The organism is Mycobacterium sp. DBP42 (assembly GCF_005924235.1).
GTDB lineage: Bacteria > Actinomycetota > Actinomycetes > Mycobacteriales > Mycobacteriaceae > Mycobacterium > Mycobacterium syngnathidarum.
This window is the reverse complement of sequence record NZ_VCMY01000012.1, coordinates 95,657-117,224: the sequence shown is the minus strand read 5'-3', so window position 1 is coordinate 117,224 and position 21,568 is coordinate 95,657. Positions and strand designations below refer to the sequence as shown.

Sequence of the window (21,568 nt, the reverse complement as noted above, 5' to 3'; positions counted from 1 at the left end):
GTGTGGGTGGGCGGGTCAAGGGTCGGCAGCTGATCGCTGAACGGCAGTTCGTCGCGGTGCTTGTCGATCAGCGCGGTCACCTCTTCGGCACTGCGCCCCTCCAGCGGCACCGGAAATCCCGGGAACGGCCCGGTGACGGACAGGCAGGACGAGAAGGTTTCCTCATCGTTGTAGACCTGAACGGCCTCGTCCCAGCCGGTCACCATCGTGACGTTGTAGTGGTCTTCACGCGTGACCGGGCACTTGTTCCGCAGCGCCTCGAAATATGGGTACGGGTCGTCGACCAATCGTTCATCGCGGAAAAAATCGATACCGGTTGGGTCGATCGCCATCAGCTACTCCCGTTCCAGCCGCACGTATGAGAATGCGGCTCTCATCTATGAACAATAGATTTCCACAGCCCCGGTGGCCCGTCAACGCCGGACCCTCACCTATCAGCGGCAAGCAGCAAGAATAGGATTCTCTTCCTCGACCGCCCGGGCTGCCGACGTTCAGAGTCCGATGGCCGTGTGCCATCGCGGTCGAAACAAGATAGTTAGACAAACGTCAACTATTTCAAACTGGGATATCCGCTGCTAAAGTGCCCGACGTGCCCAAGGGAACCGCGGCTGACACTGCTGACAGCAGTCAACGCCGGGCATCGTTCCAGCGGGCCCGCTCCCACCAGACCAAGCGCGACCTGGTCCAAGCCGCAATGGCGCTCTGGCGAACGAACGGCTACGCCAAGACCACGGTCGCCGACATCTGCCGCGCCGCGGGAGTATCGCGGGCCCTCTTCTATTTCTATTTCCCGGCCAAAGAAGACGTCCTGTTCGAAGTCGGTCTGACCTCGACCCGGCTCGCGCAGAAGCGGGTCAAATCGCTGTTGGTTGGCGACTACGACGTCATCGGTGTCATCACCGAGGCGCTGCGCAGCCTGGAGCGGTCGATGGCGCGCAATCCACCCGAACTGATTGTCGAGACGATCCTCGAGGGGTACCGGCACGAGCACCGGATCCTGGCCGGCAACGTCGCCGCGGAGACGCACGACGTCGACATGTTCGGCGAGTTGTTCGCCCGCGCCCAGGCTGACGGCAAGCTCGGTTCCCACGTCGACGTCGACCACCTGTCCCGGCTGGCGCAGATCCTGGTCAGCGAGGGCGTCCGGCACTGGGCCGGAGGCAGTTTCGGCAACCGCACGTTCACCGATGTCGTCGCACGCGACATCGGTGCGATGATCACCGGCTTCAACTCCACCAACAACTAGATCGGAGGACCCCCGATGGCGTGGGATTTCGAGACCGACCCGCAGTATCAGGAACTACTGGACTGGGCCGACGAATTCGTGACCGAACAGGTCGAACCGCTCGACCTGGCCTGGCCGCATCTGCAATTCACCCAGCTGGAGGGCAAGCGCCGCGAGGCGATCGCCCCACTCAAGGAGCAGGTGCGTGAAAAGGGATTGTGGGCAACACATCTCGGTCCAGAATTGGGCGGGCAAGGATACGGGCAGCTGAAGTTGGCGCTGCTCAACGAGATCCTGGGCCGCTCGCAGTGGGCTCCGATCGTGTTCGGCTGTCAGGCCCCCGATACCGGAAACGCCGAGATCATCGCGCATTACGGCACCGAGGAACAGAAGAAGCGCTATCTGCATCCGCTGCTCGAAGGTGAGCTGTTCTCCTGCTACTCCATGACCGAACCGCATGCCGGCGCGGACCCCACCCTGTTCACCACGAGCGCGGTAAGGGATGCGGATGGGTCGAGCTGGATCATTAATGGCTGGAAGTTCTTCTCCTCCAACGCCGCGACCGCGTCCTTTCTGATCGTCATGGTGGTCACCAACCCCGAAGTCAGCGCCTATCAGGGCATGTCGATGTTCCTGGTGCCCACCGACACTCCCGGCGTCAAGATCGTCCGCAATGTCGGGCTGTACGGCGAAGCGGACGACCACGGCAGCCATGCCTTGATCCACTACGACAATGTCCGGGTGCCGGCCGAGGCCCTCCTGGGCGGCGAGGGGCAGGCTTTCGTGATCGCCCAGACCCGGTTGGGCGGCGGACGGATTCACCATGCCATGCGCACGATCGGCCTGGCGCAGAAGGCGCTGGACATGATGTGCGAACGCGCCTTGAGCCGGGAGACCCAGGGCAGCCGGCTGTCCGACAAGCAGTTCGTCCAGGGTTACATCGCCGATTCGTATGCCCAGCTACTGCAGTTCCGGCTGATGGTGCTCTACACCGCGTGGGAGATCGACAAGTACAACGACTACAAGAAGGTCCGTAAGGACATCGCCGCGGTCAAGGTCGCGATGCCCACCGTGCTGCACGACATCGCCTGGCGCGCAATGCAGGTCCACGGTGCGCTGGGCGTCACCAACGAGATGCCGTTCCTGGGCATGGTCACCGGTGCCGCGGTCATGGGCCTGGCCGACGGACCGACCGAGGTGCACAAGACCACTGTCGCCCGGCAGGTCTTGCGCGACTACCAGCCGACCACCGACACCTGGCCCACCGAGTGGATCCCGCGCAAGCGTGAGGCCGCGAAGGCCAAGTTCGCCGAATTCCTGGAGGCCGAGGTGGGCAACTTGTGAGCGAGATCGACACTGAGCGCCTTGCCGATTGGATGGACGACACCGCCCTGCCCGGCAAAGGTGAGCCGCTTGAGGCCCGCTTCCTGTCCGGTGGGACCCAGAACGTCATCTACGAGATCCGCCGGGGCGAACACGCCTGTGTACTACGCATGCCACCGGCCGGCGCCCCGCCGGACCGGGACAAGGGCATCCTGCGGGAGTGGCGCATCATCGAAGCACTCGACGGCACGGATGTCCCGCACACCGTCGCAGTCGGTGTGTGTGCCGATCCGGACGTGCTTGGCCGGCCGTTCTACCTCATGGGATTCGTCGACGGCTGGTCGCCGATGGACACCCACGGCCGCTGGCCCGAGCCGTTCAACAGCGATCTGAGCACCCGGCCTGGCCTGAGTTACCAACTGGCCGAGGGCATTGCGCTGCTGTCGAAGGTGGATTGGCAAGCGAAGGGCCTGGCTGATCTCGGTCGGCCCGAAGGCTTCCACGAACGTCAGGTCGACCGGTGGATCGGCTTCCTCGACCGGATCAAGAATCGTGATCTGCCCGGGCTCGAGGTGGCCACCGACTGGCTGCGCGCCCGCAAGCCACTCGACTTCCTCCCCGGTCTGATGCACGGGGACTACCAGTTCGCCAATGTCATGTACCGCCACGGCGCCCCGGCCACGATGGCCGCGATCGTGGACTGGGAGATGGGCACCGTCGGCGACCCGAAGCTGGACCTGGCGTGGATGGTGCAGAGCTGGCCTTCGGATACGGACCACCCGGAGCCCTCGGAAATGGGCTACGTCGACATGCGCGGGATGCCCTCGCGTGACGACGTCGTCGCGCACTACGCGACAGTGTCCGGCCGCCAGGTCGATGATCTGGACTACTACCTGGTGCTGGCCAAGTGGAAGCTGGCGATCGTCCTGGAACAGGGCTTTCAACGGGCCGGTGACGACGAGAAACTGCTGGCCTTCGGACCGGTGGTCACCGAACTGATGCGATCTGCCGCCGAACTCGCCGAATCCACCGATTACCGGTGAAGGCCGCCGTCTGCCCGGCCTACGGATCTCCGGATGCGGTTCGCCTCGAAGACGTCCCCGAACCACCGCTGGAATCCGGCCAGGTACGGGTACAGGTCGGTGCGGCGGCGGTGAACTTCCCCGATGTGCTTTTGGTCGCCGACAAGTACCAGATCCACGTGCCGGTTCCGTTCGTGCCGGGCAGTGAGTTCGCCGGGATGGTCACCGAGATCGCAGCTGACGCCGACGGTTTCGCCGTCGGCGACCGGGTAACCGGCACCGGATTGTTCGGCGCGTTCGCCGAGCAGGTGTGTGTGCCGACGGCCGGGCTGGCCCGGATTCCCGACGGTGTGGACGATCGCACGGCAGCGGCATTCGGGGTGGCTCATCGCACCGCCTATCACACGTTGCGATCGGTGGCCCGCATCCAACCCGGCGACGACGTGATCGTGCTGGGAGCCGGCGGAGGCGTGGGCCTGGCGGCCGTGCAGCTCGCGGTAGCGCTCGGCGCGCGGGTCACCGCGGTGGCGTCCTCGGACGAAAAACTCTCCACTGCAGCACAATACGGCGCAGCCTCACTGATCACTCACAAGCGCGGAGACTTGCGCACCGCCCTGCGCGAGGCGCTACCCGACGGTGCGCATGCGGTCCTCGATCCGGTCGGCGGGGATCTGTCGGAGCCTTCCCTGCGGTCATTGCGTCGCGGCGGCCGGTTCGTGACGATCGGCTACGCGTCGGGCGCGATCCCCCGCATCCCACTGAACCTGGTTCTGGTCAAGGGAATTCAGGTGTCAGGCTTTCAGTTCCAGGACATCGACCCGGACGAGTTCACCCGCAACGAAGCCGAATTGCGGGACATGTTGGCCACTGGCGCCGTCCAGCCACACGTCGGTGCGGTCTATCCACTGGACCAGGTGTCGACCGCACTGCGACAGGTCGCTGAAGGACGCGCCGTGGGCAAGGTCCTGATCGAGCTCACTCCTTCGGCGGATAGAAGTACTCCCGCCAAGCCGTGATCTTCTCATCACGCACCTCGTAAGCACCCATGACCGGCCAGCTCATCTGCTTGCCGTCGACGACCCAATGATCGCGGCGTTCCATCAACACGACCTCCCCGTCTACCGCGAGGTGCCGGATCTCAAGATCGACACATTTGCCGCCGGCGAAGAACACCTTCATCATCTCGTGGATCGCGTCGCGCCCGGAGAGCTTCGGCCAGTCGGGCCCGATGTCGAAGGTGGCGTCTTCGGCGAAGTGACTCATCACCTCGTCGACGTCGTTGCTCCCCCACGCGGCGATCTCGGCGCGCACGATCTCCTCAGCGGTCATCGGATTCTCCTCGGCCCATAGCGACACTTATTTACACTTTAACTATCAACTGTAATGATGGTCTGATCCTGCTAAGCAAGTGCCCAGGACTACTGAGCCCAGCTGAACCCAGCCCGCTGCAGCACTCCCGCTACCCCGATGGAGGCCTCATGACAGTGCCCACGGCGCCAGCCGAACCAGACCTGTACTACGACCCGTACAGCGTCGAGCTCAACATGGATCCCTTTTCGGTGTTCGCCCGAATCAGGGAAGAAGCCCCGCTGTATTACAACGAGCAGCACGACTTCTACGCGCTGAGCCGCTACGACGACGTCAACAAGGCCGTCATCGATCACGACACGTTCATCTCGGGACGCGGCGCCCTGCTCGAGATCATCAAGTCCGGCATGGAGATTCCGCCCGGAACCCTGATCTTCGAGGATCCGCCGATCCACAACATCCACCGCAACCTGCTGTCCCGGGTGTTCACCCCGCGCAAGGTGCTGGCCCTGGAGCCGCAGATCCGCGAGTTCACCGCACGCTGCCTGGACCCGCTGGTCGGCAACGACCGCTTCGACTTCGTCAATGACCTCGGCGAGCAGATGCCGATGCGAGTGATCGGCATGCTGCTGGGTATCCCCGAGGAACGCCAGCGGGCTATCACCGATCACGGCGAACAGACCCTGCAAGGGCAGACGGTCGACGCCCTGGCGACCGGTGAGGTGTTCGCCGAGTTCATCGACTGGCGCACCCAGCACCCGTCCGACGACATCATGACCGACCTGCTCAACGCCGAGTTCACCGACGAGACCGGCACCGTACGCACGCTGCGCCGCGACGAGCTGCTGCTGTATTTGACGGTCATCGCCACCGCCGGTTCCGAGACCACCACCCGGCTGATCGGCTGGGCCGGCAAGACCCTGGCCGACTACCCGGACCAACGCCGCGAGCTGGTGCAGAACCCAGCTCTGATACCCCAGGCCATCGAGGAGATCTTGCGCTGGGAGCCACCGGCCCTGCAGATCGCCCGCTACGTCACCCGCGACGTCGAGTACTACGGCCAGACGGTTCCGGCGGGCTCAGCGATGCTGATGCTCGTCGGTGCGGCCAACCGCGACCACCGCCGGTTCGCCCCCGACGGGGACGTCTTCGACATCCACCGGGAACAGAAGTCCCACATGACTTTCGGCGCGGGAACACATTTCTGCATGGGCAACGCACTGGCCCGGCTGGAAGGCCGCATTGCCCTGGAGGAGATCCTCAAACGCTTCCCGGAGTGGCAGGTCGACTGGGCCAACGCCAAACCGTCGGAAACCGCCGCGGTGCGGGGATGGGCCGCGATGCCGACATTCGTCTAGCGACCGTGCGCTCAGATCGCGAAATCGCGTGAAATCGCGATCTGTGTGCACGCTCGGCAGGGGCCGGTTTGTCCACACAACGCGGTTCATCCCCAGATGGCGAAATCGTTTCGCCGCCGCCAGGTTGGCTGCCTCAAAGTGATGTCATGGACACACCGTTCGTCGGCAGCGAGGCCATCAAGGCTGGGCTGATCGCCAAACATCAGCTGCGCAGTCGTCGTGGTCCCTTCGCCGCGGTTTTTCCCGATGTCTACACACTGCGTTCGGCAGAACTGACGATTCCTCACCGTGCCGCCGCCGCATGGTTGTGGTCACGTCGAGCCGGGGTTCTCGCGGGGCTCACCGCATCGGCCCTGCATGGCGCGGAGTACATCGAAGACACGCTCCCGATCGAACTGGTCTGGCCGAGCCGTAGGCCCCCCAACGGCATCGCCACCCTGAAAATGACCCTCGCCTCCGATGAGGTCACCGATCATCGCGGGCTTCCGCTCACCACCGTTGGACGGACCGCTTTTGACCTAGGCCGTCGCGGGCACCTCATCGACGCCGTTGCCCGACTCGACGCCCTGGGACATGCGTCGGGGTTCCGTGTTGACGATGTACTTCGAGTGGCGGAGAACCATCGAGGCGCACGGGGGGTGCGCCAATTGTCGACCGCGCTCGATCTTTACGATCCCGGCTCAGAGTCGCCGAAGGAAACGTGGTTGCGGCTGTTGATCATCCGCGCCGGATACCCGCGCCCGACCACTCAGATACCTGTCACGAGCGTCGACGGTCGTCGCAGGTACCGCCTGGACATGGGTTGGGAGGAGCGCAAGCTGGCCGTTGAGTACGACGGCGACCACCACCGCAGAGACCCGCAGCAGTTCGCACACGACATTATTCGCACAGAGGATCTCGACGAACTCGGTTGGACGCGAGTCAGAGTCGCCAAGCGGCACAACACCGGCGAAGTGCTCCAGCGGCTGTCGAGGGCGTGGACGGCGACCGTGCGCTCAGATCGCGAAATCGCGTGAAATCGCGATCTGTGTGCACGCTCGGCAGAGTTCAGCTGGCCGGGATCAGATCCGCGGGCACCGAACGGCTGATCATCGTGCCGCAGCGGAATGCCTCGGAACTTCCGACCACCTTGGCTTCGGGATCGTTGACCGCAGCCAGTGCCTGTGCCTTGAAAGCACGTGCGGCAGCGGACAGTTCGTGACGTACCGGATCCACGCTCAGGTTCGCCGGACACTCGTCACCCCACAATGTCACCTCGGTGCGGCCCTGCTCCAACGCACCCAGGACACCGCGACGCACGCGTTCGTCGGCGTTGAACAGATCCGCGGCCACCGCGACGGTCTGCGGATGCGGGCGGTCCTCCCACGATGCGAGCACCGACTCCAGGGGCATGGTCTCCACCCCGAGAATCGCCAGTGGACGGACATCCTCGTCGGCACCGATCAGCACCGTGACATCCCATCCGGCCATCACCCGGTCGACCAACCAGCCGCCGGCGAACCGGACCGCGTCGACCACACAGGGGGCGACCACATCAAGCCGATACCGCATGTCGTCCTCCAATCTCACTGACCGGCCGCCCCGTTGCGGCCGCCCGGCTGCTCGATCTCCCGTCCCAGCATTTCGGCGTAGCTCTTGAACACGTCCGTCAACGGGAGTGAGGGATCGAGTAGCCATGAGGTCTCCATTCCATTGATGAATGCCAGGATTTCCACGGCCTTGGTGGCCGCGTCGAAGTCGGAGCGGTAGCGGCCCTCGAGCTGACCGCGAGTGATGATGTCGGTGACGATGTCGCGTGCAGCTTGCTGCCGTTTGAGCAAACGATCGTGCAGTGGCGCGTCGGGCTGGATGTTCTCTACCAGCAGCACGGTGAAGGTGCCGACCAGCTCGGGCGCCCGGACGAACCGGTCGGCCACTCGCTTGATCTCGTGGGCCAAGTCTCCGGACCGGTCGGCATGGGTGTCGTCGTCGTGGTCGCGGATGTCGAGCACCGCGTTGAGCAGTTGCTCCTTGGACTCGAAGTGGTGCAGCAGCCCGGCCGGCGTGACACCGGCTTCCCTGGCGATCTGGGCCAGCGAGGTGTTGCGCCAACCGTTGCGCGCCAGCAGCTTCTCAGCCACGGAAAGTATCCGCTGCCTGCGGTCTTCCCCTTTGGCCAGGAGCGACTCATAGGGCCTTGCGCCCCCAGAAGACGCCTCTGCCCCTACCACCGAAGCCACCGGACTCCTTCGTCGAACCAACCTAGTGAACACACAGTAGGTTGGTTTGACCGCTGTGACAAGCGTCTCAGCGAAAGAAGTTTCCGGCGGCTGTCACAACCGCCGGACAGGCCCGGTCAGAGCCCGAGGGACTTGGCGATGATCACCTTCATGACCTCGCTGGTGCCCGCGTAGATCCGGGCCACCCGGGCATCGGTGTAGAGCCGTGCGATGGGGTACTCCATCATGTAGCCGTACCCGCCGAAGAGCTGCAGGCAACGATCGATCACCCGCGCCTGCATCTCCGTGGAGAACAGTTTCACCCGCGCCGCATCGGCGCCCGACAGCTCGCCGTCGACGTGCAGGGCCACCGCGCGGTCGAGCATCGACTGCGCCGCTTCGACCTCGGTCGAGCACGCGGCCAGTTCGAACTTGGTGTTCTGAAACGAGGCCACTGGCTGACCGAAGGCTTTGCGATCTTTGGTGTAGTCGATGGCCGCCGCGATCGCCGAGCGGGCTTGGGCCACCGAGCCCACGGCCACGGTGAGCCGCTCCTGGGCCAGGTTGTGGCCGAGGTAGCTGAACGCCTCTCCCTCCTCCCCCAGCACGTTGGCCACGGGCACCCGGACGTCGGTGAACGACAGCTCCGCGGTGTCCTGCACCTTGCAGCCCATCTTCTCCAGCTCGCGGCCGCGCTCGAAGCCCGCCATCCCGTCTTCGACGACGAGTAGCGTCAGTCCCTTGCGCCGGTTGTCCGGGTCGGTGGAGGTCCGCGCCACGACGACCACCAGATCGGCCTGGATGCCACCGGTGATGAACGTCTTGGCACCGTTGAGAACGTACTCGTCACCGTCCCGCACCGCGGTGGTGCGCATGCCTGCCAGGTCCGACCCGGTCCCGGGCTCGGTCATGGCCACCGCGGTCAGCAGCGTGCCCGCGGCCAACCCGGGGAACCACCGCTGCCGTTGCTCTTCGTTCGCGTAATGCAGGAAATACGGCAGGATCACCTCGAGCTGCGTGCGCACGGTCGACAACGTGACGAGGGCCCGGGCGGCCTCCTCCTGCAGCACCACGTTGTAGCGGTAGTCGTCGATGCCCGCGCCGCCGTACTCCTCGGGGATCGCCATGCCGAGCATGCCGAGTTCACCCATCTGCTTGAACACGTCGCGGGGCATGCGCCCGCCCTTCTCCCACTCGGGATAGGCCGGCACGACCTCTTTTTCGATGAAATCACGTGCGAGTGCGCGGAATGCCTCGTGGTCCTCGGTGAACAGATTGCGTTGCACTACTTCTCCCTAGCGTCAGTCGATCAGCTCGACCAGCGTGGCGTTGGCAGTACCGCCACCCTCACACATGGTCTGCAGGCCGTAACGAATCCCGTTGTCGCGCATGTGATTGATCATTCTGGTCATCAGCACCGCACCCGATGCCCCGAGCGGGTGGCCCAGTGCGATGGCACCGCCGAGCGGGTTCAGCTTGGCTTCGTCGGCACCGGTCTCAGCCAGCCAGGCCAGCGGCACCGGCGCGAAGGCCTCATTCACCTCGAACACGCCGACCTCGTCCAGACGCACGCCGGCTTTGTGAAGCACCTTCTCGGTGGCAGGGATCGGCCCGGTGAGCATCAGCACCGGATCGGCTCCCGTCACCGCACCCGCGCGGTAACGCGCGATAGGCGAAAGACCCATGGCCACAGCCGCTTCCGCGGTCATGACCAGCAGCGCTGCGGCACCGTCGGAGATCTGCGAGGAGTTACCTGCGTGGATCACACCGTCCTCGGCAAACGCTGGTTTGAGACCGGCCAGCTTCTCCACAGTGGTGCCCCGCCGCACACCTTCATCGGCGACCACCGGGTCCACCTGGTCGGCCGGGTCGGGAAACACCGTGATCATCTGGTGCTCAAAGGCACCGCAGTCCTGGGCCGCCGCAGCCCGCTCGTGGGAGGCGACGGAATACTCGTCCAGCCGGGTCCGGCTGAAGCCCCACTTCTGCGCGATCATCTCGGCCGAGATGCCCTGGTTGAACCCGAAATCCTTGTACCGCTGGAACACCTTTGGCCCGTACGGAGTACCGGTGGCCCGGGCCGCACCCAGCGGCACCCGGCTCATCACCTCCACACCGCCCGCGACCACCACGTCCTGCTGACCCGACATGACGGCCTGGACGGCGAAATCCAGTGCCTGCTGGCTTGATCCGCAGGCTCGGTTGACCGTCGTGCCCGGGATGTGTTCGGGCCAGCCGGCGGCCAGCACCGAGTAACGACCGATGTTGCTGGACTGATCGCCTACCTGCGAGACACAGCCCCAGACCACGTCGTCGATGATGTCCGGGCTGATACCCGCCCGCTCCACCAGCGCATTGAGCACCAGCGCCGACAGGTCGGCGGCATGGAATCCGGCCAGGCCGCCGTTGCGCTTGCCGACCGGGGTGCGGACGGCCTCGACGATGACGGTTTCACGCATGGGAATCTCCGCTTCTGTTGTTCAGGACTTCGAGTAGGCGGGGCCGACAGCACCCTGCTCTCGCAGGGCTGCGATGTCCTCGGCACTCAGGCCGATCCCGCCCAGGACGGCATCGGTGTGCTCACCGAGTCCCGGTACCGCCCCCATCCCCAATTCCAGCCCGGCGATCACCGGCGGTGGCAGCAGGGCCGCGATCTCACCGTTCGGGGTGGCCACCTGACGCCAGCGGTCGCGGGCCTTCAGGTGCGGATGCTCGATGACCTCGCTGGGCAGGTTGTACCGCGAATTACCGATCCCGGCCTTGTCCGCCGTCGCCTGGATGTGGTCGAGATCGTTTTCAGAACACCAGGATTCGATGGCCTTGTTGAGTTCGTCGCGATGTGCGCAGCGATCCGAGTTGGTGGCGAACCGAGGGTCGTCGGCCAGATCCGGACGCTCGATGATCTCGCGGGCCAGCCGCTGCCATTCACGGTCGTTGGTGGTGCCCAGCACCACGGTCTGCCCGTCGCGGGTGTCGAACGCCCCGTAAGGAGCAACCGCAGGTGAGCTCATCCCCAGCGGAACCTGGTCGATCCCGGAATGCTGGGTGTAGGTCAGCTGGTACCCCATGATGTCGGTCATGGTGTCGAACAAACTGACCGCCACCGAGGCAGCCGCACCGGTGTCTCCGGCTCGGGCCCGCCCGAGCAGCAACGCCATGATCGACAGCGCCGAGTACAGCCCGGTGGTGATATCGGCCACCGCGGCACCGGGTTTCGCGGGCATCCCGGCATACCCTGTGGCGGCACACGAACCCGACTCCGCCTGCACCAGCAGGTCGTAGGCCCGCTTCTCCGACAACGGGCCGCCCGGGCCGTAGCCGTCGATCTCCAGCGGAATGACCTGCGGGTGACGCACATTCAACTCGGCCGGCGACAAGCCGAGGCGCGCGGTGGCACCGGGGGCCAAGTTGGACACGAACGCGTCGGCCCCGTCGAGCAACTGGTGCAGCACCTCCATGCCTTCGGACGACTTCAGGTTGAGGGTGATCGACTCTTTGCCCCGGTTCGCCCACACGAAGTGGGCGGCCATCCCGTTGACCACGGTGTCATAGTCACGGGCGAAGTCGCCCCCCTTGGGATTCTCGATCTTGATCACCCGGGCACCGAAATCGGCCAGCACCCGCGTGCACATCGGCGCGGACACCGCCTGCTCCATGGCGATGACGGTGATTCCGGCCAGCGGCAAAACAGAATCGGCCGCTGAGCCTGATGGCTCGCTCGTAAACTCGCTCACAGGGTCACATAACCATGCCGCCATCGACCGGCAGCACCTGCCCGGTGATGTACGACGCGGCATCCGAGGCCATGAAGACGAATGCGCCCGCAACCTCGTCGGCCTCGGCCCAGCGCTTGAGCGGGATGCGGTTCATCATGTTGGCCGCGAACTTCTCATTGGTCCGGATGGTTTCGGTCATGGGCGTGGCGGCCAGCGGAGCCAGCGCGTTGACCATGATGTTCTTGGGCGCCAGCTCGCGGGCCAGCGATTTGGTGAACCCGATCAGGCCGGCCTTGGCCGCCGAGTAGTTCACCTGGCCGAGGGTGCCGGTGATGCCCGCCGCCGAGGTGACGTTGATGACGCGTGCGGTGCCGTCGGTAGGCATGTGCGGCAGTGCGGATTGCGTGACGTGAAAGGTCCCCATGACGTGGATGTCGAAGGTGAGGCGGAACGTCTCGTCGGTCAGCTTGGGAAACATCGCCGGCGAGGTGACGCCCGCGTTGTTGACCACGATGTGCAGCTTGCCCTCACCGAGTGCGGCCGCCTGCGCGGCGGCGGCCACGGCGGCGTCGCGGTCGCTGACATCCAGCGCAGCACTGTCCGCCTTGCCGCCCACGGCATTGATCCGCTCGGCGACCGCGGCCGCGGCGTCACCGCTGATGTCGGTGACGAGCACGGAAGCACCGGCCGCGGCCAGGGCCTCGGAAACCGCAGCACCGATGCCGGCACCGGCTCCGGTCACCAGCGCCGAACGCCCGGTCAGGTCGAAATAGGTCTTCATTGGTGTCGCTGTCTCCTCAGTAACTCTTGGGCAGGCCGAGAACGTTGGCACTCAGGAAGTTCAGGATCATCTCCTGGCTCACCGGTGCGATCTTCATCAGTCGGGACTCCCGGAAGAACCGGGAGATGTTGTATTCCTCGGAGTAGCCCATCCCGCCGTGGGTCTGCAGTGCACGATCGGCGGCGCCGAACCCGGCGTCGGCGCACAGGTACTTGGCCATGTTGGCTTCCCGCCCGCACGCCTTGCCGTTGTCGTAAAGCCAGGTGGCCTTACGCAGGATCAACTCGGCGGCATCGAGACGGGCCAGCGAATCCGCCAGCGGGAACGCGATGCCCTGGTTCTGACCGATCGGCCGGTCGAAAACCACCCGCTCGTTGGCATACTTCACCGCTCGGTCGAGCGCCACGCGGCCGATGCCGAGAGCTTCGGCGGCGATGAGCATCCGCTCCGGGTTGAGGCCGTGGAGGATGTACTTGAACCCCTTGCCCTCCTCGCCGATCAGGTGTTCGGCAGGCACCCGCAGGTCGTCGATGAACAGCTCGTTGGAGCTCACCGCGTTTCGGCCCATCTTGTTGATGGGTCGAATCTCGACGTGCTCGCGGTCGAGGTCGGTCAGGAACAGCGACAACCCGTCGGTCGGCTTCCCACCGCGTTTCTCCACATCCTCGCGGGACTCGGTGCGGGTGAGCAGCAGGATCTTCTCGGACTCAAGCGCCTTGGAGATCCACACCTTGCGGCCGTTGACCACATAGCTGTCGCCGTCCTTCTTGGCGAAGGTGCTGATACGCGAAGTATCCAGTCCTGCACCGGGTTCGGTGACGCCGAAGCACACGTGCAGATCGCCGTTGACGATCCGCGGGAGCGTCGCCTTCTTCATCTCCTCAGAACCGAACACCACCACTGGCTGCATCCCGAAGATCGACATGTGGATCGCGCTGGCGGCGTTCATCGCCCCGCCGGACCGGGCCACCTCCTCGGCCAGGATGGTGGCCTCGGTGATGCCCAGGCCGTGCCCGCCGTACTCCTCCGGGATGGTCATACCGAGCCAGCCGCCTCCGGCGATGGCGTCGTAGAACTCCTGCGGGAATTCGTGGGCCTGATCCTTGGTCATCCAATAGTGATCGTCGAACTTGCCCGCCAGCTCCGCAATGGACTTGCGGATCAGCTGCTGGTCCTCGGTCAGCTCGAAGTTCATACCGCCCGACACTCTGGTGCTCTCCTAATTTCTCGGCCGAGAAGCCTCGGCGTTCAGTCTCGTGCGCCGGCAACCGCTTTGGCGTTCGCCTGGAAGTCGGCGAAGCTGGTGCCCGTCTTGTCCTTATTGCTCAACGCGCGGATCGACACGTCGTGCCCCTCGGCCTGCTTGCGCAGCGCGCCGACGGTCGCCTGGTCCTTGGGCACATGGGCGAACGGATCGAAGTGGTAGAGCCGCATGGCGTTCTCATGCGTGATCTTGTTGATCTCGTCGTCAGGAACCTCGTAGGTGTCGAACACCGCCCACAGCTCTTCGGGCGCACCCGGCCACATCGAGTCGCTGTGCGGGTAGTCCATCTCCCAGCAGATGTTGTCCACGCCGATCTCATGCCGGTTCTTCACCCCGATCGGGTCCGAGATGAAGCAGGTCATGAAGTGCTCCCGGAAAACCTCTGAGGGCAGCTTGCCGCCGAAGTCCTGGTGGGTCCAGGTCGAGTGCATTTCATAGGTGCGGTCCACCCGGTCCAGGAAGTACGGAATCCACCCGGTGCCGCCTTCGGACAGCGCGATCTTGAGCCCGGGATAGGCCTTGATCGGAGCCGACCACAACAGGTCTGCCGCGGCCTGCACGATGTTCATCGGCTGCAGCGTGATCATCACGTCCATCGGGGCATCAGGGGCCGTGATGGCCAGCTTGCCCGACGAACCGATGTGCACATTCATCACGGTGTCGGTGTCGACCAGTGCCTCCCACAACGGCTTCCAGTACTCGAGGTCGTGGAAGGACGGGTAGCCCAGCGTCGACGGATTCTCGGTGAAGGTCAGCGAGTGCACGCCCTTCTTCGACACTCGCCGCACTTCGTCGGCGCACAGCTGCGGGTCCCAGATCGCCGGTAGCGCCATCGGGATGAAGCGTCCCGGGTTGGAGCCGCACCATTCGTCGATATGCCAATCGTTGTACGCCTGCACCAGTGCCAGGGAGAACTCCGCGTCGTCCGTGGCGAACAGGCGCGCGGCGAACCCCGGGAACGACGGGAAGTTCATGGTCGCCAGCACGCCGCCGGCGTTCATGTCCTTGACCCGCTCATCGGGGTCGTAGCAGCCCTTTCGGATCTCATCGAGCCCCTGTGGCTCCAGGCCGTACTCCTCTTTGGGGCGACCTGCAACAGCGTTGAGCGCCACGTTCGGGATCACGGTGTCGCGGAACTGCCAGGTGTCGCTGCCGTCCGGGTTGTGCACCAGGCGCGGCGCCTCGTCGCGGTACTTGGCCGGCAGGTGGTTCCGGAACATGTCCGGTGGCTCGATGATGTGGTCATCGACGCTGATCAAGATCATGTCGTCTTTGTTCACTGCCTCGCTCCGTTCCATGGACCGTCACATTGGTTCTCTATGGGAGAAAACTATCTTCTCATCTAGAGAGAATCAATGTCTGAGCCGGTTGACAAGCAGATTTGGCCAGGTCACCGGAGAAACTCGCGCCTTCTTGTTGACCATCGACGCAAAAGATGGAAACCTCTTAGTCGGAAATGAGAACCTGATTCTCGCAACCGAGAGTCACAGCCGGGTCATCGAGAGGAGAACCATCCCGTGCGCTTGGCCCCTTTGCCCGCCGAGGAGTGGGACGACGATGTGCGACGAGCACTGTCGGTCATGCTTCCGGCGGAGCGGCTCAATCCCGAGGGTGCGGGGACCGCACTGTCCACGCTCGCCCGCCACCCCGCGCTGACCAAGGCGTTCCTCCGGTTCAGCAATCACCTGCTGTTCCGCTCGACCCTCGACGCGCAGATACGCGAGCTCGCCATCCTGCGGATCGCCCACCGGCGCCAGTGCGAGTACGAATGGACGCACCACGCATTCATCGGCAAGGCCGAGGGACTCACCGATGAGCAGATCGCGAGCAGCACCAGCGGCGAAGGGACGACTCCCCTCGATCAGCACGTGATCAATTCCGTCGACGAACTCGATGGGGAGTCGCGGATATCGGACGTCACCTGGGCCGCCCTCAGCGAGCACCTCTCCGAGCAGCAGCGGATGGACCTGGTTTTCACGATCGGCGGCTATGGCCTGATGGCCATGGCTTACAACACCTTTGGAATAGCGCCGGAATCCGGCCACTGAGCCCGAACAAGGCTTGAGAAAGAAAGTAGGTAGATGATGGCGTTCTTCCCGAAGCCGGCTGCGGGCAGCTGGACCGAGAACTGGCCCGAACTCGGCACCGCCCCGGTCAACTACGAGGATTCGATCGATCCCGAGCACTGGAAGCTGGAGCAGCAAGCCATCTTCCGCAAGACCTGGCTGCAGATGGGCCGCGTCGAGCTGATCCCCAAGAAAGGCAGCTACATCACCCGTGAGCTGCCGTCGGTCGGCCCGGGCACGTCGATCGTCATCGTGAACGACGGTGAGCAGATCCGAGCCTTCTACAACCTGTGCCGCCACCGCGGCAACAAACTGGTGTGGAACGACTACCCCGGCGAAGAAGTGTCCGGCAGCTGCCGCCAGTTCGTCTGCAAGTACCACGCCTGGCGCTACAACCTCAAGGGCGACCTGACCTTCATCCAGCAGGAGCAGGAATTCTTCGACGTCGACAAGGCCGACTACCCGCTCAAGCCGGTGCGCTGCGAGGTGTGGGAAGGCTTCATCTTCGTCAACTTCGACGACGACGCCGTGTCGCTGGAGGAGTACCTGGGTGAGTTCGCCGAGGGTCTCAAGGGTTATCCCTTCCACGAGATGACCGAGCACTACAGCTACCGCTCTGAGATCAAGGCCAACTGGAAGTTGTTCATCGACGCATTCGTCGAGTTCTACCACGCGCCGATCCTGCACATGAAGCAGGCCGAGAAGGAGGAAGCCGAGAAGCTGGCCAAGTTCGGCTTCGAGGCGCTGCACTACGACATCAAGGGCGATCACTCGATGATCTCGTCCTGGGGCGGCATGAGCCCGCCGAAGGACCTCAAGATGGTCAAGCCCATCGAGCGCATCCTGCACAGTGGCCTGTTCGGGCCGTGGGATCGCCCCGACATCAAGGGCATCCTGCCCGACGAGTTGCCGCCGGCGATCAACCCCGGCCGGCACCCGACGTGGGGTCAGGACTCTTTCGAGTTCTTCCCGAACTTCACCCTGCTCTTCTGGGCGCCGGGCTGGTATCTGACCTACAACTACTGGCCCACCGGGGTGGACAGCCACATCTTCGAGGCCGACCTGTATTTCGTGCCGCCGAAGAACCTGCGCGAACGGCTCTCCCAGGAGCTGGCCGCGGTCACGTTCAAGGAGTACGCGTTCCAGGACGCCAACACGCTCGAAGCCACGCAGACGCAGATCGGCACCCGTGCCGTACTCGACTTCCCGCTGTGCGATCAGGAAATTCTTCTACGCCACCTGCACCACACCGCGCACAAGTACGTGGACCGGTACCAAGAGACCAAGGCCAACGGCAATGGTTCGACCAATGGCAAGCACGCCGGTGCTGACAAGAAGGATGAAGTCAATGTCTAAGCTGCCCGAGGAATTCGCCGATCTGGAGCGGTTCAGCGATTGGTGTCTGCCCACCGAGGAGGAGCGCTACCAGAAGCGCCTGAACTCGACGATGGACGAGATGCAGGAGCTCTACGACGCCGGGATGGCGCGGCTGGAGGACATCATGGTCTACGTGGATGCCCGCTTCCCTCTGGCGAGCATGCCCGACGACGCCAAAGCCCTTGTGCACTTGGGTCAGTCGATCGTCCAAGTCAGCTTTCCGGTGGAGGTGTGGAAGCAACCGCGCGTGCTCGACAGCGGTGCTGCCTACATCAACTTGATCAAGGAGCCGGTGGTCTAGGCGTGTCGAACGTACTGACCCTCAAAGCCGCGGGTCTGGTCGACGTCGATGCCGGGACGATCATTCGTCCCGGCATTGTCCGTGTCGACGGGGACCGCATCGTCGCCGTCGGAGACGGCACATCAGACACCGTTATCGGTCCCAATGACGAGGTTGTCGATCTCGGCGACTCGATCTTGCTGCCCGGCCTGATGGACATGGAAGTCAACCTGCTCATGGGCGGCCGCGGCGAGAACCCGGGCCTGTCCCAGGTGCAGGACGATCCCCCGACCCGCGTACTGCGCGCGGTGGGCAATGCCCGCCGCACCCTGCGCGCCGGGTTCACCACCGTGCGCAACCTCGGATTGTTCGTCAAAACCGGCGGCTACCTGCTCGACGTCGCCTTGGGCAAGGCCATCGACGCCGGCTGGATCGACGGTCCGCGCATCGTCCCCGCAGGCCACGCCATCACCCCCACCGGCGGACATCTCGATCCGACGATGTTCGCGGCATTCATGCCCGGCGTTCTGGAGTTGACCATCGAGGAAGGCATCGCCAACGGGGTCGACGAGATCCGCAAGGCGGTGCGCTACCAGATCAAGCACGGGGCCCAGCTGATCAAGGTGTGTTGTTCAGGTGGCGTCATGTCACTCACCGGTGAGGCCGGGGCACAACACTATTCGGACGAAGAGTTGCGTGTCATCGTCGATGAGGCCCACCGGCGCGGACTGCGCGTCGCGGCCCACACCCACGGCGCCGAGGCCGTCAAACATGCCGTGGACTGCGGCATCGACTGCATCGAGCACGGCTTCCTGATGGACGACGAAGCGATCCAGATGCTCGTCGACAACGACCGGTTCCTGGTCACCACCCGTCGCCTGGCCCAGGCCATGGATGTCTCCAAGGCGCCGAAAGTCTTGCAGGACAAAGCCGCCGAGATGTTCCCGAAGGCCGAGACATCCATCAAGGCCGCGTACGAGGCCGGGGTGAAGATCGCTGTCGGCACCGACGCACCCGCCATCCCGCACGGGAAGAATGCCGATGAGCTCGTCACACTGGTCGAGTGGGGCATGCCGCCGGCCGCGGTACTGCGCTCGGCCACCACGATCGCCGCAGATCTGATCAACGTCACCGACCGCGGCCGACTGGCCGAAGGGCTGCTCGCCGACATCATCGCGGTGCCGGGAAACCCCCTCGAGGACATCAGCGTTACACAACATGTGGATTTTGTAATGAAAGGCGGTAAGGTCTTCCGCAATGACCACATCAACTGACAAGCCGAGCCGCACCGAGGATCTGATCGAGATCCAGCAGGTGCTCGCCAAGTACGCGGTCACCATCACCCAGGGCGACATCGATGGACTGATCAGCGTTTTCACCCCCGACGGCACCTACAGCGCCTTTGGCGAGACCTACACGCTCAATCGCTTCCCCGTGCTCGTCGACGCCGCCCCCAAGGGCCTGTTCATGACCGGAACAGCGTTGATCGAATTCGACGATGACGACACCCGCAACACTGCAAAAGGCACGCAACCGCTCTGCTTCATCGAGCACTCCAAGCACGACATGCGCATCGGCTACTACCGCGACACCTACGTGCGGACCGCCGAGGGCTGGCGGCTCAAGACCCGGGCGATGACCTTCATCCGGCGCAGTGGTGATCACGACCATGGCCGGCCGCATGCGATCGGCAGGCCGGAAGCCGGATGAGCGAGCTTTTCGAACCCGCGAAATTCCGTACGGCGCTGCAGGACTGGCTCGCCGAGAACGACCTGACGGCACCGGAAGACCATTCGCTTTCAGGTCACATGCGTCAGTTCGCCCGCGTGCAGAAGGCGCTGTACGCCGGCGGCTGGAGCCGCTACGGCTGGCCCGAGCATGCCGGCGGGCTGGGCGGTCCGGAGATGCTGCGCGCCATCGTCGGCGAGGAGGTCGTGGGCCGCAGGCTGGCCGAGCCCGGCCCGTATTCGATGCTGGAAGTGTTGGCGCCGACGATGATCGACTACGCGCCCAAGGAACTGGCCGCCGAGATGGTGCCGAAACTGCTGTCCGGCGAAGAGCAATGGTGCCAAGGATTCTCCGAACCAGGCTCGGGCAGCGACCTGGCCTCGCTGACCACGCGCGCCGTGCAACGGGGCGACAAATGGGTGATCAACGGCCAGAAGGTCTGGACCAGCTTCGCGCAGTACTCACACCGGTGCATCTTGCTGACCCGCACCGGCGATGCGGACACTCCCAACCATCAGGCGATCACGGCCTTCTTCGTCGACACCGACTCCCCCGGTATCACGGTCCGGCCGCTACGCACCATGCACGATGTCGACGAGTTCTGCGAGGTGTACTTCGATGATGTCGAGGTCGACGCGAGCCGGATGCTCGGCAAGCCGGGCGACGGCTGGCAGCTGGCGATGGATCTGCTGCCCTACGAGCGCTCGACCTGCTTCTGGCAGCGCATCGCCTACCTTTACTCACGTTTCGACGCCCTGGTCGAAGCGGTGAAACGGCAAGGGCAGGTGGTGGACCCGGACCTCGGCGAGGTCTATCTGGCCTTGCACACCTTGCGCTGCCGTTCCGCGGCAACTCAGCACCGGCTGGCCGACGGCCACAAGCTCGGACCGGACACCTCGATCGACAAGGTGCTGCTGGCCGGCGCCGAACAATTGCTCTACGACACCGCGCGCAACCTGATGCCCGGCGTCATCGAGCTCGAAGACTCCGAATGGCGCACCGAGTATCTGTATTCGCGGGCGTCGACCATCTACGGCGGCACAGCAGAAGTGCAGCGCAACATCATCGCGCGCCGACTGCTGGACCTCGGGAAGGAATGACGGCGTGACCGATTTGGACACCGAATCACTGGGCCTGCTCGAAGACACACTCCGCAAGACCATGCTGTCGGCATCCGGCGCCAAACTGGATGCTGCGTTGGCTGAACTCGGCTGGGCCGAGATGCTGTCCGACATGCCGGAGGTCGCCATGCCGCTGGTGTTCCGGCTGCTCGGAGAAACCGGTTCACACGCTTCGGTTCTCAACGATGTTCTCCTGGAGACCATCGGGGGCCTGCCCGGCGGTACGCCGCCGATGCCCTATGCCGGTGGTACCTGGGTGGTGTGGGAACGTGGGGAATCCCCGGAAAACCCGACGCTGGGTGGACTGCCGCTGAAGCAGGTACCCGACGGCCAGCTGCTGCGGATCTCGGAGGCTCGTCGCGCATTGGGCTGGTGGCTCGTCGGTTCGGCCCGGGGGATGCTGGCCCTGGCCCGACAGCACGCACTGGACCGGGTCCAGTTCGGCAAGCCGATTTCGTCCTTCCAGGCTGTCCGGCACCGCCTGGCAGAGACTCTCGTGGCCATCGAAGGTGCCGAGGCGACACTGAGCCTGCCCGGCGCCGACAACGTCGACCTGAACTCGCTGCTGGCCAAGGCCGCTGCGGGCAAGGCCGCGCTGACCGCGGCCAAGCACTGCCAGCAGGTGCTCGGCGGTATCGGTTTCACCGAGGAACATGAGCTGCACACCCACGTCAAGCGCGTCCTGGTGCTCGACGGATTGCTGGGCAGCTCACGGGAACTCACCCGCAAGGCCGGTGCCGGCCTGCGTGCCCGAGGGACCGTGCCCCGCCTGGCCCAGCTTTAGTTTCCCCGCGAGCAGAC

General features: G+C 64.5%; 22 protein-coding genes and 1 pseudogene. 13 read left to right on the top strand and 10 right to left on the bottom strand.

Features of this window, described 5'->3' with window-relative positions:
* A pseudogene (locus E0T84_RS14435) lies at positions 1–332 on the bottom strand (cytochrome P450); the annotation flags it as partial.
* Between the two features lie 257 nt (positions 333–589).
* Between E0T84_RS14435 and E0T84_RS14430 the strand changes: the two are divergent.
* From E0T84_RS14430 to E0T84_RS14415, 4 genes are read left to right on the top strand one after another with little or no spacing between them, the layout of a single operon-like run.
* Positions 590–1,246 (top strand): TetR/AcrR family transcriptional regulator, encoded by a 657-nt coding sequence (locus E0T84_RS14430; RefSeq protein WP_171055029.1) that lies wholly within the window; start codon positions 590–592, stop codon positions 1,244–1,246.
* 15 nt (positions 1,247–1,261) lie between these two features.
* A complete protein-coding gene (locus tag E0T84_RS14425) occupies positions 1,262–2,569 on the top strand; it encodes an acyl-CoA dehydrogenase family protein (RefSeq protein WP_070945096.1) in 1,308 nt (435 codons plus the stop codon).
* A gap of 32 nt (positions 2,570–2,601) precedes the next feature.
* On the top strand, positions 2,602–3,591 hold the full coding sequence (locus E0T84_RS14420) for a phosphotransferase family protein (protein WP_138744770.1): 990 nt from the start codon (positions 2,602–2,604) through the stop codon (positions 3,589–3,591).
* Positions 3,588–4,586, top strand: a complete 999-nt coding sequence (locus tag E0T84_RS14415) for an NADPH:quinone oxidoreductase family protein (RefSeq protein WP_138744767.1) — start codon at positions 3,588–3,590, stop codon at positions 4,584–4,586. The genes E0T84_RS14420 and E0T84_RS14415 overlap by 4 nt, the downstream gene beginning before the upstream one ends.
* Here the strand turns inward: E0T84_RS14415 and E0T84_RS14410 are convergent.
* The gene (locus E0T84_RS14410) at positions 4,546–4,899 is read right to left on the bottom strand and encodes a limonene-1,2-epoxide hydrolase family protein (protein ID WP_138744766.1); all 354 of its coding nucleotides are present in this window, start codon (positions 4,897–4,899) and stop codon (positions 4,546–4,548) included. The genes E0T84_RS14415 and E0T84_RS14410 overlap by 41 nt on opposite strands.
* A gap of 149 nt (positions 4,900–5,048) precedes the next feature.
* Between E0T84_RS14410 and E0T84_RS14405 the strand changes: the two genes are divergently transcribed.
* Both E0T84_RS14405 and E0T84_RS14400 read left to right on the top strand, forming a co-directional pair.
* Positions 5,049–6,236, top strand: coding sequence for a cytochrome P450 (locus tag E0T84_RS14405; RefSeq protein ID WP_070945098.1), 1,188 nt, complete (start codon positions 5,049–5,051; stop codon positions 6,234–6,236).
* Positions 6,237–6,382: 146 nt separating this feature from the next.
* Complete coding sequence (locus E0T84_RS14400) at positions 6,383–7,252, top strand: endonuclease domain-containing protein (RefSeq protein WP_070945099.1); 870 nt, start codon at positions 6,383–6,385, stop codon at positions 7,250–7,252.
* A gap of 31 nt (positions 7,253–7,283) precedes the next feature.
* On the opposite strand, the gene E0T84_RS14395 is transcribed toward E0T84_RS14400, so the two are convergent.
* From E0T84_RS14395 to E0T84_RS14360, 8 genes are all read right to left on the bottom strand, one after another.
* A complete protein-coding gene (locus E0T84_RS14395; protein ID WP_070945176.1) occupies positions 7,284–7,787 on the bottom strand; it encodes a hypothetical protein in 504 nt (167 codons plus the stop codon).
* Positions 7,788–7,801: 14 nt separating this feature from the next.
* Entirely contained in the window at positions 7,802–8,446 is a 645-nt protein-coding gene (locus E0T84_RS14390; RefSeq protein WP_070945177.1) for a TetR/AcrR family transcriptional regulator, read from the bottom strand.
* 125 nt (positions 8,447–8,571) lie between these two features.
* Positions 8,572–9,720: an acyl-CoA dehydrogenase family protein gene (locus E0T84_RS14385; RefSeq protein ID WP_070945100.1), complete on the bottom strand. Its 1,149-nt coding sequence runs from the start codon at positions 9,718–9,720 to the stop codon at positions 8,572–8,574.
* A 15-nt stretch (positions 9,721–9,735) separates the two neighbouring features.
* The gene (locus tag E0T84_RS14380; protein WP_138744765.1) at positions 9,736–10,893 is read right to left on the bottom strand and encodes a thiolase family protein; all 1,158 of its coding nucleotides are present in this window, start codon (positions 10,891–10,893) and stop codon (positions 9,736–9,738) included.
* Between the two features lie 21 nt (positions 10,894–10,914).
* Entirely contained in the window at positions 10,915–12,168 is a 1,254-nt protein-coding gene (locus E0T84_RS14375; protein WP_256366541.1) for a CaiB/BaiF CoA-transferase family protein, read from the bottom strand.
* Positions 12,169–12,172: 4 nt separating this feature from the next.
* Positions 12,173–12,931, bottom strand: a complete 759-nt coding sequence (locus E0T84_RS14370) for an SDR family NAD(P)-dependent oxidoreductase (protein WP_138744763.1) — start codon at positions 12,929–12,931, stop codon at positions 12,173–12,175.
* Between the two features lie 16 nt (positions 12,932–12,947).
* Positions 12,948–14,126, bottom strand: coding sequence for an acyl-CoA dehydrogenase family protein (locus E0T84_RS14365; protein WP_138744762.1), 1,179 nt, complete (start codon positions 14,124–14,126; stop codon positions 12,948–12,950).
* A gap of 53 nt (positions 14,127–14,179) precedes the next feature.
* The gene (locus E0T84_RS14360; protein WP_070945179.1) at positions 14,180–15,475 is read right to left on the bottom strand and encodes an amidohydrolase family protein; all 1,296 of its coding nucleotides are present in this window, start codon (positions 15,473–15,475) and stop codon (positions 14,180–14,182) included.
* A 237-nt stretch (positions 15,476–15,712) separates the two neighbouring features.
* Here E0T84_RS14360 and E0T84_RS14355 point away from each other — a divergent pair, with 237 nt between their 5' ends.
* The 7 genes from E0T84_RS14355 (at position 15,713) to E0T84_RS14325 (ending at position 21,551) form a co-directional block, all read left to right on the top strand.
* Positions 15,713–16,243 carry a carboxymuconolactone decarboxylase family protein gene (locus E0T84_RS14355; protein WP_070945104.1) on the top strand — a complete coding sequence of 177 codons (531 nt, stop codon included), beginning with the start codon at positions 15,713–15,715 and terminating at the stop codon, positions 16,241–16,243.
* Positions 16,244–16,279: 36 nt separating this feature from the next.
* Positions 16,280–17,617 (top strand): aromatic ring-hydroxylating dioxygenase subunit alpha, encoded by a 1,338-nt coding sequence (locus E0T84_RS14350; protein ID WP_070945181.1) that lies wholly within the window; start codon positions 16,280–16,282, stop codon positions 17,615–17,617.
* Positions 17,610–17,939 (top strand): hypothetical protein, encoded by a 330-nt coding sequence (locus tag E0T84_RS14345; RefSeq protein WP_003880135.1) that lies wholly within the window; start codon positions 17,610–17,612, stop codon positions 17,937–17,939. Before E0T84_RS14350 ends, E0T84_RS14345 begins: the two co-directional genes overlap by 8 nt.
* A gap of 2 nt (positions 17,940–17,941) precedes the next feature.
* The gene (locus E0T84_RS14340) at positions 17,942–19,192 is read left to right on the top strand and encodes an amidohydrolase family protein (RefSeq protein ID WP_070945105.1); all 1,251 of its coding nucleotides are present in this window, start codon (positions 17,942–17,944) and stop codon (positions 19,190–19,192) included.
* Positions 19,176–19,628, top strand: coding sequence for a nuclear transport factor 2 family protein (locus E0T84_RS14335; RefSeq protein WP_070945106.1), 453 nt, complete (start codon positions 19,176–19,178; stop codon positions 19,626–19,628). The genes E0T84_RS14340 and E0T84_RS14335 overlap by 17 nt, the downstream gene beginning before the upstream one ends.
* Complete coding sequence (locus E0T84_RS14330; protein WP_138744761.1) at positions 19,625–20,746, top strand: acyl-CoA dehydrogenase family protein; 1,122 nt, start codon at positions 19,625–19,627, stop codon at positions 20,744–20,746. The genes E0T84_RS14335 and E0T84_RS14330 overlap by 4 nt, the downstream gene beginning before the upstream one ends.
* A 61-nt stretch (positions 20,747–20,807) precedes the next feature.
* Positions 20,808–21,551 carry an acyl-CoA dehydrogenase family protein gene (locus E0T84_RS14325; RefSeq protein ID WP_239252482.1) on the top strand — a complete coding sequence of 248 codons (744 nt, stop codon included), beginning with the start codon at positions 20,808–20,810 and terminating at the stop codon, positions 21,549–21,551.
* The last annotated feature ends 17 nt before the right edge of the window (positions 21,552–21,568 follow it).